At 67.9% G+C, this 16,740-nt stretch carries 15 protein-coding genes; 7 read left to right on the top strand and 8 right to left on the bottom strand.

The window, feature by feature from the left end; genetic code table 11:
- Nucleotides 1–3 precede the first annotated feature (3 nt).
- Both ABGB08_RS44490 and ABGB08_RS44485 read right to left on the bottom strand, forming a co-directional pair.
- Nucleotides 4–1,380 carry an extracellular solute-binding protein gene (locus ABGB08_RS44490; protein WP_347603606.1) on the bottom strand — a complete coding sequence of 459 codons (1,377 nt, stop codon included), beginning with the start codon at nt 1,378–1,380 and terminating at the stop codon, nt 4–6.
- A 487-nt stretch (nt 1,381–1,867) separates the two neighbouring features.
- The gene (locus tag ABGB08_RS44485) at nt 1,868–2,881 is read right to left on the bottom strand and encodes a LacI family DNA-binding transcriptional regulator (RefSeq protein WP_155359426.1); all 1,014 of its coding nucleotides are present in this window, start codon (nt 2,879–2,881) and stop codon (nt 1,868–1,870) included.
- 613 nt (nt 2,882–3,494) lie between these two features.
- On the opposite strand from ABGB08_RS44485, the gene ABGB08_RS44480 reads away from it, so the two are divergent.
- The gene (locus ABGB08_RS44480; RefSeq protein WP_347603604.1) at nt 3,495–6,410 is read left to right on the top strand and encodes a discoidin domain-containing protein; all 2,916 of its coding nucleotides are present in this window, start codon (nt 3,495–3,497) and stop codon (nt 6,408–6,410) included.
- 204 nt (nt 6,411–6,614) lie between these two features.
- Here ABGB08_RS44480 and ABGB08_RS44475 read toward each other — a convergent pair whose 3' ends face one another.
- The 6 genes from ABGB08_RS44475 to ABGB08_RS44450 all read right to left on the bottom strand — a co-directional run bounded on the left by ABGB08_RS44475 (nt 6,615) and on the right by ABGB08_RS44450 (nt 12,450).
- Entirely contained in the window at nt 6,615–7,052 is a 438-nt protein-coding gene (locus tag ABGB08_RS44475; RefSeq protein WP_347603602.1) for a thioesterase family protein, read from the bottom strand.
- The gene (locus ABGB08_RS44470) at nt 7,049–7,684 is read right to left on the bottom strand and encodes a TetR/AcrR family transcriptional regulator (RefSeq protein WP_347603600.1); all 636 of its coding nucleotides are present in this window, start codon (nt 7,682–7,684) and stop codon (nt 7,049–7,051) included. The genes ABGB08_RS44475 and ABGB08_RS44470 overlap by 4 nt, the downstream gene beginning before the upstream one ends.
- A gap of 44 nt (nt 7,685–7,728) precedes the next feature.
- Entirely contained in the window at nt 7,729–9,042 is a 1,314-nt protein-coding gene (locus ABGB08_RS44465; RefSeq protein WP_347603598.1) for a lanthionine synthetase LanC family protein, read from the bottom strand.
- A gap of 32 nt (nt 9,043–9,074) precedes the next feature.
- The gene (locus ABGB08_RS44460; protein WP_347603596.1) at nt 9,075–11,243 is read right to left on the bottom strand and encodes an ATP-binding domain-containing protein; all 2,169 of its coding nucleotides are present in this window, start codon (nt 11,241–11,243) and stop codon (nt 9,075–9,077) included.
- Nucleotides 11,244–11,344: 101 nt separating this feature from the next.
- Nucleotides 11,345–11,833 (bottom strand): flavin reductase family protein, encoded by a 489-nt coding sequence (locus ABGB08_RS44455; protein ID WP_347603594.1) that lies wholly within the window; start codon nt 11,831–11,833, stop codon nt 11,345–11,347.
- A 176-nt stretch (nt 11,834–12,009) separates the two neighbouring features.
- Nucleotides 12,010–12,450 carry an ester cyclase gene (locus tag ABGB08_RS44450; protein ID WP_347603592.1) on the bottom strand — a complete coding sequence of 147 codons (441 nt, stop codon included), beginning with the start codon at nt 12,448–12,450 and terminating at the stop codon, nt 12,010–12,012.
- A gap of 366 nt (nt 12,451–12,816) precedes the next feature.
- On the opposite strand from ABGB08_RS44450, the gene ABGB08_RS44445 reads away from it, so the two are divergent.
- From ABGB08_RS44445 to ABGB08_RS44420, 6 genes are all read left to right on the top strand, one after another.
- Nucleotides 12,817–14,064 (top strand): histidine kinase, encoded by a 1,248-nt coding sequence (locus ABGB08_RS44445; RefSeq protein WP_347603590.1) that lies wholly within the window; start codon nt 12,817–12,819, stop codon nt 14,062–14,064.
- Nucleotides 14,065–14,104: 40 nt separating this feature from the next.
- On the top strand, nt 14,105–14,749 hold the full coding sequence (locus ABGB08_RS44440) for a response regulator transcription factor (RefSeq protein ID WP_347603588.1): 645 nt from the start codon (nt 14,105–14,107) through the stop codon (nt 14,747–14,749).
- A gap of 2 nt (nt 14,750–14,751) precedes the next feature.
- On the top strand, nt 14,752–15,189 hold the full coding sequence (locus ABGB08_RS44435) for a hypothetical protein (RefSeq protein WP_347603586.1): 438 nt from the start codon (nt 14,752–14,754) through the stop codon (nt 15,187–15,189).
- A 35-nt stretch (nt 15,190–15,224) separates the two neighbouring features.
- The gene (locus ABGB08_RS44430; protein WP_155359436.1) at nt 15,225–15,506 is read left to right on the top strand and encodes a metal-sensitive transcriptional regulator; all 282 of its coding nucleotides are present in this window, start codon (nt 15,225–15,227) and stop codon (nt 15,504–15,506) included.
- An 88-nt stretch (nt 15,507–15,594) separates the two neighbouring features.
- Nucleotides 15,595–15,807 (top strand): heavy-metal-associated domain-containing protein, encoded by a 213-nt coding sequence (locus ABGB08_RS44425; RefSeq protein WP_347603584.1) that lies wholly within the window; start codon nt 15,595–15,597, stop codon nt 15,805–15,807.
- 197 nt (nt 15,808–16,004) lie between these two features.
- Complete coding sequence (locus tag ABGB08_RS44420; protein ID WP_347603582.1) at nt 16,005–16,736, top strand: hypothetical protein; 732 nt, start codon at nt 16,005–16,007, stop codon at nt 16,734–16,736.
- Nucleotides 16,737–16,740: the final 4 nt, after the last annotated feature.

The raw sequence follows: 16,740 nt of genomic DNA, 5'->3' as shown, positions 1-16,740 counted from the left end.
AGGTCAGCCCGCTGCCAGCAGCTTGTTGACCTTCGACTCGGCATCGGCGAGGAGCTCGTCGACGTTGGCGTCCTGGCGGGTCAGGACCGCCGACATCGCGGTGTCGAGGATGGCGTAGATCTCCTGGGCCTTCGGCGGCTCCAGCTTGAACTGGACCGTCTTGGCGGCCTCGACGTACGGGGCGAAGTGGGCGACCGGCACGTTGGCGAACTGCTCGCGCTGGGCGTTGATCTCCGTGCCGGGGGCGGCGGTGCCGTACAGGTCGGTGGTGGGCAGGCCCACCGGGATGCCGTCCTTGGCCGAGCGCTCGTAGTTGAACTGGCCCTGGCCGGGGGTGAGGAAGCGGAAGTCCAGCCAGAGCAGGCCGGCCTTGATCTGCTCGGGGGTGGCCTTCGCGTTGAACATGTAGCCGTCGCCGCCGCTCAGGGAGGCGGTGGACTCGGGCAGCGCGGTGACGCCGTAGTCCTCGAACTTGCCCTTGAAGTCGTTGTTGACGGCCTGCACCACGTCCGGGGCGCCGATCATCATGCCGAGCTTGCCGCCGCCCATCATCCGCATCAGGTCTTCCCAGCGGTGCAGCTGCTTGGTGCCCATGCTGTTGTCGGTCCAGCGCATGGTCTTGAGGTTCTCCAGCACGGCCTTGCCCTGCGGGCTGTTGAACGCCGCGGTCTTGCCGTCGGGGCTCACCACGTCGCCGCCGCGGCCGTAGATGGAGGAGGTGAAGTGCCAGCCGCCGGTGTTGCCCGCGCTGTACTCGCCGTAGCCGACGTAGCCGGCGCCGAGCGCGGAGATCTTCTTGGCGGCGTCCTGGACTTCGGCCCAGGTCTTGGGCGGGGCGTCCGGGTTGAGGCCGGCCTGGGTGAAGAGCTTGCGGTTGTAGACCAGGCCGGTGCCGTAGTTGGTGCGCGGGATGCCGTACACCTTCTCGCCGTCCTTGAAGATGCTCATCACGTCCTGGCGGAGCTCGCCGATCTTCGGCACGTCGCTCAGGTACGGGCTGATGTCAGCGGCCTGACCCGCCTGAATGATCTTCCGTACGTCCGTGTAATAGACGTAGAACAGGTCCTCCATCTCGCCACCGGCGAGCTTGGCCTGGAAGGTCTCCGGAACGATGCAGGGGAACGCGTCCTTGCTCTCGATCGTGATGTACGGGTACTGCGCCTGGAAGGCCGTGACATCGGCGTCCCACTGCGCGCGTTCCTTGGGGTTCGTCTTCGGCGGCTGGCAGCCCACGCTGATCGTCACCGGAGCGTTGGCGGCGGGGGCTGACGAACCGGCGGCGGCCGTCGGGGTCGCAGCCGGCTCCTCGCTGCCACACGCCGCGGCGGCCAGCACGAGACCGGCCGCGGCGAGTACTGTCGCGATCTTTCGGGATTGCATGAATGTTTCCCTCCTGCCGTGGTCGCCCACGACATCGTGAGAACACCAGTTCTGGTGGTGGTGCCGGTGAACGAGCCCCCGAGGTCCCGCTCGATGTAGGTGGGGTTACGAGATTGATTCGTTTAGCAGTTGCGAGAAACATACAGAGACGGACAATGCCTAGCAAGAGCCCGTCATGCATGATGCAAAAAAGTGACAGCCTGCGGGACTGGCCCAGGTCGAGCCCGAACGCGAAAGAGCCCCGCGTCGCTGAAGACGAAGCGAACGGGGATCAGAAAATCGATTCATCGCCAAGGCGAAAGGACGCCTGGTAGCGTGATCGCGTTAGGTACCGCCGGACGGGCGGGAACGGAGCCGCAAGGCTCGAACGCCTGTGAAGACCTGGTAAGACCGCCACAGTGGCGGCTCAGGTCGATGAAGCAGGAAGCCGCAGAGGTGCCGCATGGCGACACGGGCTGAATCCCCGGCGTTAACGCCGGGGCGCGCGTCAAACGAGGGCTCTGACCTTCGCCGGGGCCGTGGAACCCCGGACCACGAGCTCCGGCTCGTAGAGCAGTTCCTCGGCGGTGACCACGGCGCCGTCGATCTGGTTGACCAGCAGGGTGACGGCGGCCCGGCCGATGGCCTCGATCGGCTGGCGCACGGTGGTCAGCGGCGGGTTGGTGCAGTTCATGAAGTTGGAGTCGTCGAAGCCGACCACCGAGATGTCCTCGGGCACCGACATGCCGAGCCGCCGGACCGCTCGGATCGCTCCAAGGGCGAGCGGGTCGCTGGCGCAGATGATGCCGGTGACGCCGTTGCGGATCAGCCGGTTGGTCACCGCCTGGCCGCCTTCGAGGGAGAACATCGCGTGCTCGACCGAGATCTTGTCGATCCCGGCCGCCTCGGCGGCCAGCCGCAGCGCGGCCAGCTTGCGGCGGGACGGGATGTGGTCCTCGGGGCCGAGCACCAGGCCGATGTGCTCGTGGCCGAGCGAGACCAGGTGGGCGAAGGCCTGCTCGACGGCGACCGCGTCGTCGGTGGAGACGCGCGGGAAGTCCAGGTTGTCGCTGGCCGCGTTGACCAGCACCACCGGCAGGCCCAGGGCGAGCAGCCGGAAGTAGTGCTCGTGCGGGGCGTCGGCCTCGGCGAAGTGCCCGCCGGCGAAGACGACGCCGGAGACCTGCTGCTCCAGCAGCATCTCCACGTAGTCGGCCTCGGACAGGCCGCCGGCGGTCCGGGTGCACAGCACCGGCGTGAAGCCGCGCTGGGCGAGCGCGCCGCCGACGATCTCGGCGAGCGCGGGAAAGATCGGGTTGCCCAGCTCGGGCAGCACCAGGCCGACCAGGCGGGCGCGCTCGCCCCGCAGCTGGGTCGGACGCTCGTAGCCGAGAACGTCCAGGGCGGTCAGCACCGCGGCCCGGGTCGCATCGGAGACCCCGGGTTTGCCGTTGAGAACCCGGCTCACGGTGGCCTCGCTGACCCCGACTTTCTTCGCCACTTCAGCAAGTCGACGTGTCACAACGCAAATCATACGCCAGATTCACGCAATCCGCTTGCGTTCCATCGACGGGTTCTGTCGATGAGAGCGTTTTCCACCGCACGACCGGGATCGGGTGAGGTGAAGACCATCCAGGTAGTCCCGAATATTCGCTGATTTGCGCAGAAATTCACGGACTTGCGAAGGCGGTGGGTCCGGCGGGGCGTGGGAGGGGTCCCACGGCGCGAGATCGGCCGGTTTCGCGGCGCAAACTTGCCGAAACATCCGGCATGTCGCCATGTTTTCCCAGCTCAGCATGCTGACAGAGGGGCAATCCAGGAGCAAGGAGGGGCGTGAAGGGTGGATGGGACAGGCTGCGGGCAAAGTCGGACCGGTTACCTAACGCACCCGACATGTTCTTTTGCGAAATCAAGTTGAAATATTGCGGACTTCTGTTCGCCATCCTATGGTGTGCACAACTCGATGCCTCCGATCGCGGCCGGACCGGTGGCGTCAACACCCCCCGCCGGTTCGCGTCATCAGAAGCGTCCCTGGTCACGTGGCAAGCCCGGCTCTGCTGAGGAAGGGTCCACCGATGATGACATCGGGCCATCCCCCCACCGACGGCGCGTTACGCGCCCGGACGACCCGCAAGATGTCCGCCATCGTAGCCTCCGTGGCGCTGACCGTGGCCGGGGGTGCGGTCGCAGTCCCGCTCCTGTCCACCAGCGCGAGCGCGGCCACCTCCACGATCGGCCCGTTCGACGTGCCAGGACGCGGCGCGACCGTCCCGTTCATCGAGTTCGAAGCCGAGGCCGCCGTCACCAACGGCACGGTCATCGGCCCCAACCGCATCTACGGCACGCTGCCCTCCGAGGCGTCAGGACGCCGTGCGGTCACCCTCGACTCCACCGGCGAGTACGTCGAGTTCACCCTCACCCAGCCCGCCAACGCGATGACCGTGCGCTACAGCATCCCCGACGCCAACGGCGGCACCGGCCAGACCATCAACGCCGACATCCGGGTGAACGGCACCAAGCTGAAGGACCTCTCGCTGACCAGCAAGTACGGCTGGTACTACGGCGGCTACCCGTTCAACAACAACCCGGGCGACACCAACCCGCACCACTTCTACGACGAGACCCACACCCTGCTCGGCAGCACCTACCCGATCGGCACGAAGATCCGGGTGCAGACCGCCTCCGGCACCCCGGTCACCGTCGACGTGGCCGACTTCGAGGTGGCCCCCGGCGCGATCTCCCGCCCCGCCAACTCGCTCTCGGTGGTGGATTTCGGCGCCGTACCCAACAGTGGCGGCACCGACAACACGGCCGCGTTCCAGGCCGCCGTCGACGCGGGCCGGGCCCAGGGCCGCGAGGTATACGTCCCCGCTGGAACCTGGACGCTCTGGGACCATGTGGTCGTGGACGGCGTCACCCTGCGCGGCGCGGGCCCGTGGCACACCACACTCACCGGGCGCCATCCCACCCAGCGCAACCGCGCCGTCGGCATCTACGGCAAGTACGTCGCGGGCGGCGGTTACCAGGGCGGGATCCGGCCGCACGAGGCGGGTGGGCCCAGCCGGAACGTGACCGTGCGCGACCTGGCGATCCACGGCGAGATGCAGGAGCGCGAGGACAACGACCAGGTGAACGCCTTCGGCGGCGCGATGAGCAACTCGGTCATCGACAACGTCTTCATGGAGAACACCAAGGTCGGGGCCTGGATGGACGGCCCGATGGACAACTTCGTCATCAGGAACAGCAGGATCGTTGACCAGATCGCCGACGGCGTGAACTTCCACACCGGGGTGACGAACTCCACGGTGACCAACACCTTCGTCCGCAACAGCGGCGACGACGGCCTGGCCATGTGGCCGGACCGGATGGCGAACGTGAACAACTCCTTCACGTTCAACACGGTGGTCTCGCCGATCCTGGCCAACAACATCGTCACGTACGGCGGCCGGGACATAAAGATCACCGACAACGTGGTCACGGACACGGTCACCAACGGCGGCGGCATCCATGTCGCGAACCGCTATCCGGGGGTCAACTCCGGCCAGGGCACCGCGGTCGCGGGCACGCACACGGTGTCGCGCAACACCCTGATCAGAGCGGGGAACAACGACTACAACTGGCGCTTCGGTGTCGGCGCGATCTGGTTCTCCGGTCTGAACGAGCCGGTCAACGCCACCATCAACGTCACCGACTCCGACATCCTGGACAGCTCGTACGCAGCGATCCACTTCATCGAGGGCTCCACGAGCACGGTCAACTTCCGGAACGTCAACATCGTCGGCGTCGGCACGTACGTGATGCAGGCCCAATCCGCCGCCAGCACGACATTCCAGAACGTGGACGCGTCCTACATCGGCGCGGGCACGCCGATCCACAACTGTGTCGGCGCCTCGTTCAGCCCGGTGGACCTGGGTGGCAACTCGGGGTGGAACATCCCGAACAACACCACCTGCGGCGGCGTCTGGCCGGAGCCGAACTACATCTACCCGGGTGGCGGCGGCCCGACCCAGTCACCCCCACCGAACTCGCCGTCCCCCTCACCGTCGCCTTCCCCGTCGCCTTCGCCGTCGCCTTCGCCGCCGCAGTGCAACGTCGGCACCGGTGACCTGGCGCGCGGCAAGACGACGACCGCGAGCAGCCAGAACCAGGGCTTCGCCCCGGCCAACGCGGTGGACGGCAACGCCGACAGTTACTGGGAGAGCGCCAACAACGCCTTCCCGCAGAACATCACCGTGGACCTGTGCGGGAACGCGAACGTCCAGTCGGTGGTCCTGAAGCTGCCCCCGGCGACCGCCTGGAACACCAGAACCCAGACCCTCTCGGTCCAGGGCTCCACCAACGGCTCCACATTCACCACCCTGGCGGCCTCGGCCGGCCAGGTCTTCAACCCCGCGACCGGCAACACCGTGACAATCAACTTCCCCACGGCCAATGTCCGGTACGTCCGCATCAACGTGACCGCCAACACCGGCTGGCCCGCCGCCCAACTCTCCGCCCTCGAGGTGTACGGCACAGCCGCCAGCCCATCCCCCAGCCCCTCACCAAGCCCATCGCCCAGCCCGTCGCCCAGCCCGTCGCCCAGCCCGTCGCCCAGCCCATCGCCCAGCCCGTCGCCCAGCCCGTCGCCTCCGGCGGGGAACCTCAACCTGGGCCGCCCGATGACCGCGAGCAGCTTCACCGACGTCTACCCGGGCTCCAACACCAACGACGGCAACGCCAGCACCTACTGGGAAAGCGCCAACAACGCCTTCCCGCAGACCCTGACGGTCGACTACGGCCAGAACCGCACGGTCAGCCGCGTCGTGCTCAAGCTGCCACCGCCCGCCGCATGGGCCACCCGCACCCAGACCCTCTCGGTGCAGTGCTCCACCAACAACACCACCTACACCGTGGTCTCCGCTTCATCCGGCCGGGTCTTCAACCCCGCCACCGGCAACACGGCGACGATCACATTCCCCCAGGCCAGCTGCCGCTACCTACGCCTGCACTTCACAGGCAACACCGGCTGGCCGGCCGCTCAACTGTCGGAATTCGAGGCCTACACCTCGTAACAGACCGGTGCTCGGGAGGAGGGAGGACGCCCCTTCTCCCGAGCCCCGCAACCGTCCGCGCAGTCCCGCAACCCACGCGGGACTGCGCTGTTTGGAACACCGAGCAGAATGCCGCTGCGTTCTTGGCGCCGGTGCGGCGAGAACCATCACCTGCGTGAACGGCGCCGGATAACGGCGAGCGACCTTGGCGACCTGCTCATTCGGTTAGTTGCTCTTGACCAGGACTGTGCAGGCTTCGCGCACGTCGTCGCCGATCGGAGTGGGCCGCAGGGTGGTTGGGTCGATCTTGATCTGGACCCGGCGACCTTCCGCGTGCAGCACGCTTCGGTCGGCGGAGAGGACGCGGAAGCCGTACACCAGGCTGGTGGTGCCGATGTGGTCCAGCCAGAAGTGCACGTCGATCGGGCCGACCGTGGTGATCGGGAGATGGTAGGTGATGGTGAACTCGCGGACCACGAAGAAGATGTCGGCGAAATGCGGCACCGCCGGGTCGAATGGCCAGCCGCGCTCGGACCAGTACGCGGCCAGGGCTCGCTCCAGCAGTAATACGTAGCGGCCGTTGTGGAGGACGCCCATCGCGTCCAGGTCGTCGAAGTGGATCTGCACCTGCTCGATGTGGCCGGGTTCGACTGCCGTGGTCATGGGGTGGCCTCCGGAAGGACGCTGGGGTCGGTGGCGAGGGCGCGTAGCCGGTCGAGCACGGCGCGGCGGGCGAAGCGGAAGCTGGGCTCCTGGTGGTGCACCAGGGTGTGGGTGATCACGGCCGCGCCGAGCGCCTGGATCTCGAAGGCGAGCTGGTCGGCGTCGGTGCCGGGCCGCAGCTCGCCGAGCTCGGCGGACTGGGTGATCAGGGTGGTGAGCAGGGTGACCCAGTCGTGTTTGGCGGCGGCGATGGCGTCCCGCACGGGACCGGGGTGGTCGTTCACTTCGGGTTCGACGTTGGCGAAGAAGCAGCCGCCGGGAAGGGCGCGCCGCTCGTAGAACTCCATTCGGTTGGCGTGCAACGCCCAGAGCCGCCGGAGCCCGCGCGGCTCGCGCAGAGCCGGACGGACGATCTCCTCGATCCACTGCAGCCGGGCGTGCTCGATCACGGCGAGTTGCAGAGCCTGTTTATCTGGCCAATGACTGAAAAGTCCGGACTTGCTAACACCGAGGCCCTGGGCCAGGCGCGCCAGAGACATGCCCTCCAGACCTTCCACGGAAGCCAGCGCCACCGCATGATCGAGCACTGCCTGCCGGGTCCGCTCCCCGCGCACCAGCCGTCCGTCTATCACGGCCACAGCCTAGCAAACAACAAGACCGACCGATCGCTTATATTTCAGAGCTGGGAGATCGGCACCGGAATCGCTGGGAACGGGTTGTCCGGGAGCAGGATGACGCGGCGGCAGGAGCCGCCCTCGCGGGCCGCGCTCAGATGGAGCAGCGCCGCTCCGATCCCGGCCGCGCCGACCAGGTAGCCCGTGTCAGCGGTGATCTCTCCGGGCCGGAGCCGCCGGTACGCCTGATACCAGCGGTATCCACCGTTCCGCGTAGCCCGCCCGATCAGGTCGTCGGCGATCGTGCCCGCCACCTCCAGGTACTCGACCTCCCCGGTCGCCGCCCACAACCCGATGAACAGCTCAAGCAGCCCGGCCGCGCCGCAACACTGACATGCCACGTTCCAGTAACCTTCGGTCCGCCGCCTCGGCACCCCGCTGTTGACGATCCCGCGCGCCAGCCGCTCCACCCAGTCGAGATCGCCGGGATCGCCGGTCACCCGGTAGAGCTCGTAGAACATCCTGGCCACCCCGGCCGAACCGGAACAGAAGCCGAGATAGTGCAACGCTCTGGCCTGCGGCACATGATGCGGCACGAGCGCGCACTTCTCGCTCACCGCGCTGATGGTACGGACGAAGTCCGCCCCCCGCCTCGCCGCGGCAAGGAACCGCTCGTCGCGGGTCACCCCGTACAGACGGGCCAGCAGGAAGCCGGTGCCGGAAGTGCCGGACAGGAACCCGGGCGTGACCGCGTCCATCGGCAGATCGGGCGTCTCGATCCCGAACCGGTGCCCGGGCACGACGAGGTGCGCGATCCGCTCCCCCGCCTCGACGGCCACCTGCTCGTACTCCGACACCCCGAGGATCCCCGCCGCGTACAGCAGCCCGAGGATGACCCCGCCATCCCCCCGCTGGGCCGGATCCCCGGTCCACCCGATGCCCTCGTCGAACTTGCGCACGCTCCGTACGACCTGATCGGCCACCTCCCTGGCGGTGACCGAGAACCGTTCCTCCCCGGTCGCCCACCCGGCTTCGGCGAGCGCGAACGCGATGCCCATCAAACCGTGATAGAGCGTAGGGTCACGGACGTCCCGCCAGGTGGCGGCCAGGTAGTCCGCGCCCGATCGAGCGTCCTGCAAGTACGATTCGTCCCCGGTTGCGGCAGCCAGCTCCAGGAAGAACAGCACGATGCCGGCCGCGCCGGAGTAGAGCGAGGCCTCCTGGCCGGGGGCGGCGGAGGCGCCGTCCGGGTCCGGGTTGGCCCGCCAGCGCCGCCCGCGCGCGTCGTCCACGGAGGCAGCGCGAATCCAGCGACCGGCCCCCATCGCGACCGCGACGGGTGACTCGGCACGCTGCCCCTGGTCTCCCGCGTGCATCCAGCCTCCCGGTATTTCCTACAAGGATAGTCCTAATTAGACTCTCCGAGTAGCCCGCGCAGCATCGCCGGCAGTTCCCCCTCGTGAACCACCGTCAGCCGCCGGGTCGCCCTGGTGATCGCGACATACAGCTCACGACCCGCCATCTCCTCTGGCGCCACGACGACGACCTCGTCGAACTCCAGCCCTTTGGACCGCGTCACCGTCAGCAGAGCCACCGGAGAATCCAGCGGATCGAGCGTAACCGCTTCCGGCAACAACGCGGCGACTTCGGCATAGCGCGCGTCAGTCGTGATCACGGCGATCCGGCCGTCGCCGGGGGTGGCCACCAGGTCCGCGAGCACGCCGGGGAGGGTGCCCGGGGTGGCCTGGATGGCGTGGGGCGGTTCGCCGTGCCGTACCGACCGGGGAGGTTCCTGGTCGGGGGCCACCTCGCGGAGCACGTCGGCGGCCACGTCCATGATCTCCTTGGGGGTGCGGTAGTTGACCGTCAGGCGTTCCTCGCGCCACTCGACGTAGCCGTCGAGCATCTCGCCCCAGTTGCGGGCGCCCGCCGGGGCGCCGGTCTGGCCGAGATCGCCGACGACGGTCATCGAGCGGGTCGGCACCCGACGCATCACCATCCGCCAGGCCATCGCGGACAGTTCCTGGGCCTCGTCCACGATGACGTGGCCGTAGATCCAGCCGCGGTCGGCGGCGGCCCGGCTCGCGGTGGTGCCGTCGGGGCCCCGATCGTTGTGCCAGTCGGCGAACGCCGCGGCGTCGATGTCCTCCTGGCCGGTGATGGTCAGCACCTCGCGGGCGTACAGCTCCTCTTCCTGGCGGGCCCGCTGGGCCGCCAGCCGCTGCGCCCGGCTCTGCGGCTCCTGGCCGAGCAGCTCCGCGGCCTCGTCCAGCAGCGGCACGTCGTCCACCGTCCAGGGCGCGCCGGCGGGCCGCAGCAGGGCCTCGCTCAATCCGGCCGCCGCCAGCCGCTGCCGGTCCGCGAACAGCTCCGCCACCAGCTGGTACGGCGTGAGGGCCGGCCACAACGCGTCGATGGCCGCGCGGACCGCCGGCTCCTGCCAGAGCACCTTGCGGGCATACTCCAGGTCTTCCTCGTCGTCCGGGGCGTCGAGCCGGCGGGCCTCGTCGCGGGCGAGCGCGCGCAGCAGGTCGAGGGCGAACAGCTTGCGACCGACGTTGTGGAGGTGGCGCGCGGCTCGCTTCCTGGCCTGGACGCAGACGGCGTGCGGGACCACGAGCGTGAGAGCGTCGAGTTCGATCTCCAGGTCTCCGTCGGGCACGCGCTGCCGGTCGGCGACCGCGCTGGCCATCGCCTCGACCATGCGGAGGTCGCCTTTGATCAGGGCCACGGCCGGGGTGTCCACGTGCGTCGCGGCGACGCCGGGGAACAGTTCGCCGACGCTGGAGAGCACGACGTCGGTTTCGCCAAGTGAGGGCAGGACTTGTTCGATATAGCGGGAAAAAATGGCGTTCGGACCGACGACGAGGACGCCTCGGCGTGCCAATGTGTCCCGGTAGGTGTAGAGCAGGTAGGCCGCGCGATGCAGCGCGGCGACCGTCTTGCCGGTGCCGGGGCCGCCCTGGACAACGAGCGTGCCGTGCAGGCCCGACCGGATCACCCGGTCCTGCTCGGTCTGGATGGTCGCCACCACATCGCCCATCCGGCCGGTACGGCCACGCTGAAGGGCGGCCAGCAGGGCGGCCTCGCCGACCAAGGCGTTCCGGTCGCCGTCGCTCATCCCGGTCAGGTCGAAGACCTCGTCGTCCACGCCGATCACGGTCCGGCCCCGGGTGCGCAGGTGCCTGCGCCGTACGAGCCCCGCCGGAGCCGACGGGGTCGCGGCGTAGAACGGCCGAGCGGCGGGCGCACGCCAGTCGACCAGCACGGTCTCGTGCTCGTCGTTCCGCAGGCCAATCCTGCCGATGTAGAGCGTCTCGCCGGATTCGTCCATCCGGCCAAGGTCAATACGACCGAAGCAGAGCCCCCGCTCCACCGCGTTCAGCTGGGCCAGCCGCCGGACATGCTCCCCCGCCGCGACCTCACGCTCCACCCTCGCCTGCCGCGTGCCGCCCGCCTCACCGCGCGCCTGCTCGGCGGCCAATGCCTTCTCGGTTCGTTCACGTACGGTGTCGAGACGGTGATAAAGCAGCGATACACGATCTTGCTCTAGCTGAATATCTTGACGTGGATTCACGTGTATGATATCCTTCCAGCGGAACGCATTGTGAATGCTATTTCGAGATGGCAAACACTTAGACTAGCGTTCCCGGCCGCGCCCATCAAGCGCGGCTTTTCTTATTCGCTCCCGCGAGAGTGCGGCACGAAGGAGCCGAAGGACGCCCGGTGGTAGAGGAGCGGGTTCCCCCCGGTGGTGCCGGTCTCCACGACCTGCCCGACCACCAGGGTGTGATCCCCGATGTCGGCGACCGAATGGCGATGACAGATCAGATGCGCCGAAGTCCCGTCCAGCAGTGGAGCACCGTACGCGCCCATACGCCAGCCGGGGCAATTCGCGAATCGGTCGATTCCCTTGCGCGCGAAAATCGCCGCCAAATCCGTTTGCCCGTCGGCCAGGATATTGACCGCGAAATAATCCGCGAGTTTCAGCGACGGCCCTGTCGTGGACGCCCGGTCGGCGTAGAAGGAGACCAGCGGCGGCGCGAGACTCACCGAGGTGAACGAGGTCACCGTGAGACCGACCAAAGCCGCGCCCACCTGCGCGGTGATCACCACAACCCCGGACGCGTGCGCCGCCAGAGCCTGCCGAAACCGGGCCCCGTCCACACTCTGATCATGCATCGACGGACCCGTGCCCTCAATGATGGCGGCCGTCTGTACCATTCGATCTCCCCGGGAAAGGGCTGCGCTCTTCCGGATTGTGCGCACCCGAATAGCGAGGGATCAAGGGCGATATTGCGCCCTGCGCAAGCGCGCCGAGAGGCCCTTGTCACACCAGGACGCTATGTGGCGGGCTGATCAAGCTCGGTCAGGCCCAAGCCGAGCTGGCTGTACAGCTCCAGCTGATCGTAGTAATCCCGGTGCGTAATGATCAGGTCGTCAGCCACGTAGGCCACGCATGAAGCCCGCACGGTGATGCGACGGCCGGTTCCTTGCAACTCGCGCCCGTCAGGCAGAAGAAGGGGCCCCAGGTGGGTGCCGGTAAACGTCCATTCCGTGACCAGGGGATCGTCGCCCGGTGCCTCCAGCCACGCCATCTGGTGATAGTCCGGAAAGCCCGTGAAGAGCTGATCGTAGAACCAGCCGATCTGCTCATGTCCTTCTGCTATGCCTGCTGGTGTGACCAGGACAGCGTCCGGGCTGTAGAACTCGAGCACCCGGTGCAGATCGTGCGTGTTGATCGCTTCGGTCAGCCGACGTTTGATCTCCCAAGCATCAGACATGACGATGACCCTTCGCTGGTGGGGAGGGGCGTTGGGCTCGCCAAGCCCCCGCTGCGATCGGATGACAAAATGTCGCGACACAGGCGACATTGAGTCGGGTCGGAGCCTCGACCGCGCTCATTCAACGCTACCCAGCAAAGTGTCAGCCGCCGATCCCGATAGCGTGGTATGCGCGCCACGGGAGGGGTCGCGGTTTCCCGGCCAGCCCATGGCAGTGCCAACAAGACCCCAGAGCAGTGCCGACAAGACAAGGGGTGGCTACGAACGCTGGATGCAACCCCGACCAAGGATGGTGGGGCCAGCACTACCCCACATCGGGATACCTCCGTCATGTCGCGAGGTCCGCGCGGTCCCTACCGTAGGGGCATGGCAACCTCGATCGAGACGACCACTCCCTGGGAGCGGGTGCGAGGGCACTGGGCGGGGCCGGCCTGGCTGCGGAGCGCGCATGTGGTGACCGGGTTTCCGATCGCGCTGGCGGCGGCGGCCGTCATCGGTGGGCTGACCGCGGCCTCGATCGCGCTGATCTGGACGGTCGTGGTGCCGGTGATCTCGCTCATGCTGCTGTTCCGAGCGGTGCCGGTCTTCACGAGGGTGCAGCGTAACCGGTTCAACGCGTTTCTCGGTCTGGACATCCCGCAGGTGCCCCGGCGGGTCCCGGCCAGCTGGAATCCGTTCAAGGTGCTGTATCTGGAAGCCAAGGTGGCGAGCACCTGGCGGCAGCTCGGATACCATCTGCTGGCTCCGCTGATCGCCGGGATCGGCTCGCTGCTGGTGATACTGGCCTGGTCGGGAGCGCTGGTGGCGATCGCGATCGCCGTACAGATCTGGATCGAGGATGGCACCACCTGGAGGGGCACGCTGGCCATGCTGGTCGCGATGGGGCTGCTGGTGACGGGACCGTGGGTGGCGAGAGGGGTGAGCGCGCTGGATGAGTACGCGGCCGCGGCCCTGCTCGGCCCGAGCCTCAAGGAGCAGCTGGCGCAGCGGGTGGAGACGCTCAGGGAGAGCCGCGCCGAGGTGATCGACGCCGCCGACACCGAGCGCCGCCGGATCGAGCGGGACCTGCACGACGGCACCCAGCAGCGGCTGGTGTGGCTGGCGATGAACCTCGGCATGGCCCGCGCCACCCTGACCGACCTGCCGGACCCGGCCGTCAAGCTGATCTCCCAGGCGCACGAGGAGGCCAAACTGGCCCTCAAGGAGCTACGCGACCTGGTCCAGGGCCTGCACCCGGCCGTACTCAACGACCAGGGTCTGGACGCGGCGCTGTCCGGCGTCGCCGCCCGCGCGCCGGTCCCGGTCCGGCTGAACGTGGACGTCAAGGAGCGGGTCACCCCGACGATCGAGGCGGTGGCGTTCTTCGTGGTCTCCGAGACGCTGACCAACATCGCCAAACACGCCGCCGCGTCCAGCGCGCAGGTGCTCGTCTGGCGGGAGGGCGACCGGCTGCACCTGGTCGTCCACGACGACGGCGGAGGCGGCGCCGACCCGGCCCGGGGCAGCGGGCTGCGCGGCCTGGCCCAGCGCGTCGGCTCCGTCGACGGCGACCTGCGCATCGACAGCCCGCCCGGCGGGCCGACCACGATCCGAGTGGAGCTGCCATGCGCGTAAGGCCCATCGGACGGCCACGATCGGCTCAGGCCGGTCCGTCATGCGGGTAGTCCTCGCGGAGGACTCGGTCCTGCTCAGAGAGGGTCTTGTCTGGGTGTTGCGGTCGGCGGGGATCGAGGTGGTGGCCGCTGTCGCGGATGCGGACGGGCTGCTCCGCGCCGTGGATGAGCACGTGCCCGACCTGGTTGTGACCGATGTGCGGATGCCGCCCTCGCATACCGACGAGGGTCTGCGGGCAGCCCTCGTGCTGCGCCGCCAGCGGCCCGATATGTCGATCTTGGTGCTTTCCCAGTATGTCGAGGAGCGGTACGCGACGCAGTTGCTCTCCTCGACCACCAGCGGCATCGGCTACCTGCTCAAGGACCGGGTGGCCGACGTGCCGGAGTTCCTGGACGCGTTGCGCCGGGTCGCGGCGGGGGGCACCGCGCTGGATCCCGAGGTGGTGGCGCAGTTGCTGCTGCGGCGGCACAGCGACCCGCTGAACCGGCTGACCCGCCGGGAACGCGAGGTGCTCGCGCTCATCGCCGAGGGCAGGTCCAATACCGGCATCGCGGAGACGCTGGTCATCTCGGAGAGCGCGGTCGGCAAGCACATCAACAATATTTTCGCCAAGCTCGACCTGCCGGGAGCCGACAAGGACCATCGGCGGGTGCTGGCCGTGCTCCGCTTCCTGAAGGTGGGGTGAGCATGCGGGTCAACGCCTGGCGGGTCGTGGGCGGCGCCTTCACCGCCTTCGTCGTGATCTCCGCGGCGATGATCGCCCACACCGAGCTCCTCTGGAGCGGCGACCTGGACGCCTCCGCCCCCACCACGCTGATCTCCGCGCACCATTCCGAAACCCTGACCGAGGTGTACGCCTTCGACGAGCCGATCCTGATCGTACGGGCGGGCGACGGCGTGCGGGTGACCATCGTCCCCGGCACGGACAAGCAGCTCACCATCCGCCGCGAACTCAGCTGGACCGGCGACAATCCGCCGAACCTGCGCCAGTTCTGGAACGGGCGGACCCTGCGCGCCGATGTGTCCTGCCGGGACAGCTGCACCGCCGCGTACACGCTGAGCGTGCCCTCCAACGTCGAGGTCGAGCGGCCTGACGGTTCCCCGCTTGCGCCGGGAATACCATAGGGGGGTATGGTGTTCCGTGAGCAGGAGGCAATGACATGCACGGATACACCCACAACAAACCAGATCATCTTAAAAGGCTGCGCCGGATCGAAGGGCAGATCCGAGGCCTGCAACGGATGGTCGACGAGGACGACTACTGCATCGACATCCTGACCCAGGTGTCGGCCGCCAACCGGGCGCTGCAGTCGTTCGCCCTCGCGCTCCTCGAGGAACACCTCGCCCACTGCGTCGCCGAAGCCACCGCCAAGGGCGGCCCGGAGGCCGACGCCAAGGTCAAGGAAGCCTCAGCGGCCATCGCGCGCCTCGTCCGCTCGTGAGCTGATGCGGGTCACTCGTAGTTCATCATTCGTGGCGGCCTTGCCATTGCCTCTGATTCGTACGTTCGCCTGACTTAAGGAATAGCTCATGACCACTAGCACCTTCACCGTTTCCGGTATGACCTGTGGGCACTGTGTCTCCTCCGTGCGCGAGGAAGTCTCGGGGATTCCCGGTGTTACCACCGTCGAGGTCGATCTGCCGACCGGGCTGCTCACCGTCACCGCCGATGCTCCTGTCGACTCCGAGGCCGTCTCGCGGGCCGTCGAGGAGGCGGGGTACGCGGTGACTGGATCGTCATGAACACCGCGGTAAAGCTCGGGGTCTACGTTTCCGGGCTGGTTGTGGTCTTCGGCGGAGCGCTTGGGGTTGGCGCTCTCGCCGGACCACCGCCCGTCGAAACGCCCCAGACGAGTCATGAAATTTCGGATCAAACGGCGGGGCATGGCCACGGCCCCGAGGCCCAACCGGCCAGTGGTCAGGAAGGGTCCGGTCACGAAATGTCCGGTCACGAAGAGTCTGGTGAGGTGGCCGAGGTTCCGGGTGGGCTGCAGGTGTCGGAGCGAGGGTTCACCCTCGTTCCCGAGAAAACGACCCTCGCCCCCGGCCAGGAAACCGCATTCCGGTTCACCGTGGTCGGAACGGATGGGCGGCCCGTCACCGCGTACAAGATAGAACACGAGAAGTATCTGCACTTCATCGTGGTTTCGCGGGATCTCGGCCACTTCCAGCACCTGCACCCGGAGTTGAACGACGACGGCGTCTGGTCGGTCCCCCTGAAGCTCCCGTCCGCCGGAACCTATCGCGCGTTCGCCGACTTCACCCCCAACCCGGGCATGAACATCACCCTCGGCATGGACTTGTTCGCCCCCGGGGCGTACACACCCGAGCCCGCTCCCCCGACGAGCCGCACTGCCACTGTGGACGGCTACACCGTCACCCTCGCCGGCGACCTCGTCCCCGGTGCCGCGAGCATGCTCACCGTCAATGTCACCAAGGACGGCAAACCGGTCGCCGACCTCCAGCCCTACCTCGGCGCGTATGGACACCTGGTCGCCCTTCGCGCCGGTGACCTCGCCTACCTCCATGTCCACCCGGAAACCACGAAAACCGCGGGTCCGGCGATCACCTTCCACACCGAGGTGCCGAGCCCCGGCGGCTACCGCCTCTTCCTCGATTTCCAGCACGGCGGAACCGTCCGCACCGCGGACTTCACCGTCCAAGCGCACTAAGGGA

It is taken from the genome of Acrocarpospora sp. B8E8 (assembly GCF_039871605.1).
In the GTDB taxonomy this organism is placed as follows: domain Bacteria; phylum Actinomycetota; class Actinomycetes; order Streptosporangiales; family Streptosporangiaceae; genus Acrocarpospora; species Acrocarpospora macrocephala.
This window is presented reverse-complemented; position numbering and strand designations above follow the sequence as displayed.

Excerpts from the sequence above, each read along its gene's own strand:
- ABGB08_RS44440 (WP_347603588.1), top strand. The coding sequence starts at position 14,105 with ATGCGGGTAGTCCTCGCGGAGGACTCGGTCCTGCTCAGAGAGGGTCTT.
- ABGB08_RS44490 (WP_347603606.1), bottom strand. The coding sequence starts at position 1,380 with ATGCAATCCCGAAAGATCGCGACAGTACTCGCCGCGGCCGGTCTCGTG.
- ABGB08_RS44430 (WP_155359436.1), top strand. The coding sequence starts at position 15,225 with ATGCACGGATACACCCACAACAAACCAGATCATCTTAAAAGGCTGCGC.
- ABGB08_RS44450 (WP_347603592.1), bottom strand. The coding sequence starts at position 12,450 with ATGTCTGATGCTTGGGAGATCAAACGTCGGCTGACCGAAGCGATCAAC.
- ABGB08_RS44465 (WP_347603598.1), bottom strand. The coding sequence starts at position 9,042 with ATGCACGCGGGAGACCAGGGGCAGCGTGCCGAGTCACCCGTCGCGGTC.
- ABGB08_RS44420 (WP_347603582.1), top strand. The coding sequence starts at position 16,005 with ATGTCCGGTCACGAAGAGTCTGGTGAGGTGGCCGAGGTTCCGGGTGGG.
- ABGB08_RS44445 (WP_347603590.1), top strand. The coding sequence starts at position 12,817 with ATGGCAACCTCGATCGAGACGACCACTCCCTGGGAGCGGGTGCGAGGG.
- ABGB08_RS44425 (WP_347603584.1), top strand. The coding sequence starts at position 15,595 with ATGACCACTAGCACCTTCACCGTTTCCGGTATGACCTGTGGGCACTGT.
- ABGB08_RS44480 (WP_347603604.1), top strand. The coding sequence starts at position 3,495 with ATGTCCGCCATCGTAGCCTCCGTGGCGCTGACCGTGGCCGGGGGTGCG.
- ABGB08_RS44435 (WP_347603586.1), top strand. The coding sequence starts at position 14,752 with ATGCGGGTCAACGCCTGGCGGGTCGTGGGCGGCGCCTTCACCGCCTTC.
- ABGB08_RS44475 (WP_347603602.1), bottom strand. The coding sequence starts at position 7,052 with ATGACCACGGCAGTCGAACCCGGCCACATCGAGCAGGTGCAGATCCAC.